The organism is Paraburkholderia sp. (assembly GCF_034668105.1).
Lineage (GTDB): Bacteria > Pseudomonadota > Gammaproteobacteria > Burkholderiales > Burkholderiaceae > Paraburkholderia.
Genome location: NZ_JAXDPY010000290.1, coordinates 1 through 3,125 on the forward strand (window position 1 = coordinate 1; position 3,125 = coordinate 3,125).

The 3,125-nt window shown below is 60.9% G+C and carries 1 protein-coding gene; it reads left to right on the forward strand.

All coding sequences use genetic code 11. From position 1 onward, the window contains the following. Positions 1-352: 352 nt before the first annotated feature. On the forward strand, positions 353-3,125 hold a 2,773-nt coding region (locus tag QOC89_RS13395; RefSeq protein ID WP_323045449.1), incomplete at its 3' end, for a valine--tRNA ligase.

Genomic DNA, 3,125 nt, shown 5'->3' on the forward strand with positions numbered 1-3,125 from the left:
GGATTCCAGATGCACCACTACCGTGACTGTGCGGGGGACCCGCTTATGAGCTGGCGGTGTGAGCGGCTTTCTTTGCTTATCTTTCTTTGCCGCGGCAAAGAAAGTAAGTGCCGCCCCGCACAGGGGCGACGCTAATAGACCGATAAGAAAACAAGGAAAGGCCCACGCCATAAAAGCACCGAGAACCAAGCGCCGCGTAGGCAATCACTTCGAGGAAAGGCCAACGCCGTATGCAACCAGCCAATAAGCGCCGCGCACGCAAAAAAACCCAACCAAAACCACCCCCCAAGCCCGCCGCGCGCAGCGCCGCTTATAATCGAGCATTCTTTGCATCCACCAGCAGACCGACGAAATGAGCGAGACCCCGAGCGACCCGACCTCCACGCTTGCCAAAAGCTTCGAGCCCCACACCATCGAAGCCCATTGGGGCCCCGAATGGGAAAAACGCGCCTACGCGGCGCCCTCCTTCAACGAGAACAAGAAAGACTTCTCGATCCAGTTGCCGCCGCCGAACGTCACGGGCACCCTGCACATGGGCCACGCCTTCAACCAGACGATCATGGACGGCCTCACCCGCTATCACCGCATGCTCGGTGAAAACACCCTCTGGGTGCCGGGCACCGACCACGCGGGCATCGCCACGCAAATCGTCGTCGAACGGCAACTGGACGCGAAAGGCGTCTCCCGTCATGACCTCGGCCGCGAAAAGTTCACCGAACGCGTCTGGGAATGGAAGCAGGAATCCGGCTCCACCATCACGAATCAGGTGCGCCGCCTAGGCGCGTCGATCGACTGGTCGCGCGAATACTTCACGATGGACGACAAAATGTCGGCCGCCGTGCGCGACGTCTTCGTACGCCTGTATGAACAAGGCCTGATCTATCGCGGCAAGCGCCTCGTCAACTGGGACCCGGTCCTGCTCACCGCCGTCTCCGATCTCGAAGTGGTCAGCGAAGAAGAAAACGGCCACCTCTGGCACATCCAGTATCCGCTCACGGACGGCTCGGGCCATCTGACCGTCGCCACCACGCGCCCGGAAACCATGCTCGGCGATACCGCCGTGATGGTTCATCCGGAAGACGAGCGCTACGCGCACCTGATCGGCAAAACGGTCACGCTGCCGCTCTCCGGCCGTGAAGTCCCGATCATCGCGGACGACTACGTCGACCGCGAATTCGGCACCGGCGTGGTCAAAGTCACGCCCGCGCACGATTTCAACGACTATCAGGTCAGCCTGCGCCACAAGCTGCCCATGATCGAGATCCTCACGCTCGACGCGAAGATCAACGACAACGCCCCGGAAAAATACCGCGGCCAGGACCGTTTCGAAGCCCGCAAGCAGGTCGTGGCCGACCTCGAAGCGCTCGGTGCGCTCGAATCGGTCAAGCCGCACAAGCTGATGGTGCCGCGCGGCGACCGCACGGGCGTGGTGATCGAGCCGATGCTCACGGACCAATGGTTCGTCGCGATGAGCAAGCCGGCGCCGGAAGGCACTTTCAATCCGGGCAAATCAATCGCGCAAACCGCCCTCGACGTGGTTCGCAGCGGAGAAATCAAATTCGTGCCGGAAAACTGGTCCACCACGTACTACCAGTGGCTCGAAAACATCCAGGACTGGTGTATCTCGCGCCAACTCTGGTGGGGTCATCAGATCCCGGCATGGTACGGCGAGAACGGTGAAATCTTCGTCGCCAAAACCGAAGAAGGGGCGCGCGAGAAAGCCGCCGAGGCGGGTTACACCGGTCCGCTCAAGCGCGACGAAGACGTGCTCGACACGTGGTTTTCCTCTGCGCTAGTGCCGTTTTCGTCGCTCGGCTGGCCGGCCGAGACGCCGGAGCTGAAGCACTTCATGCCGTCGTCAGTGCTGGTCACCGGCTTCGACATCATCTTCTTCTGGGTCGCGCGCATGGTCATGATGACCACGCACTTCACCGGCAAGGTGCCGTTCGACACGGTCTACGTGCACGGTCTCGTGCGCGACGCCGAAGGCCAGAAGATGTCGAAGAGCAAGGGCAATACGCTCGACCCGATCGATATCGTCGACGGCATCGACCTTGACGCCCTGGTCGCCAAGCGCACCACCGGTCTGATGAATCCGAAGCAGGCCGCGTCGATCGAAAAGAAAACCCGCAAGGAGTTCCCGGACGGCATTCCGGCATTCGGCACCGACGCGCTGCGCTTCACGATGGCGTCGATGGCCACGCTCGGCCGCAACGTCAACTTTGACCTCGCGCGCTGCGAAGGCTATCGCAACTTCTGCAACAAGCTGTGGAATGCCACCCGTTTCGTGCTGATGAATTGCGAAGGCCACGATTGCGGTTTCGGCAAGCCGGAGCAATGCGGCGAATGCGGCCCCGACGGCCACCTGAATTTCTCCGCGGCCGACCGCTGGATCGTCTCGCGCCTGCAGCGTGTCGAAGCGGAAGTCGCCAAGGGTTTTTCCGACTATCGTTTTGACAATGTGGCCAACGCCCTATACAAGTTCGTATGGGACGAATACTGTGACTGGTATCTCGAACTCGCGAAGGTTCAGATCCAGACGGGTCAGCCGAATCAGCAGCGCGCAACACGCCGCACGCTGCTGCGCGTCCTCGAGACGGTGTTGCGCCTCGCGCATCCGGTGATTCCTTTCATTACCGAAGCGCTGTGGCAAAAAGTGGCACCGTTGGCGGGCCGCTACCCCGAAGGCAAAGCGGAGGGGGAAGCGTCCGTCATGGTGCAGCCTTATCCCGTTGCGGAGCCGTCGAAGATCGATGAAGACGCGGAACAATGGGCGGCGGATCTGAAAGCGATGATCGACGCGTGCCGGAATCTGCGCGGCGAAATGAATCTGTCGCCGGCGGTCAAGGTGCCGTTGCTCGCTGCCGGCAACGCGGAGCGCCTGCGTACCTTCGCTCCGTACGCTCAGGCATTGGCTCGATTGTCGGAGGTGCAGATCATTGCCGACGAGGCAACGCTGGATGCGCAGGCAGATGGCGCGCCAATTGCTATTGTTGGCAATGACAAGCTCGTGCTCAAGGTGGAAATCGATGTAGCGGTGGAGCGCGAGCGTCTGTCGAAGGAGATTGCGCGGCTTAGCACTGAACTTAGCAAGTGCAATGCCAAATTGCAGAATGAAAGCTTTG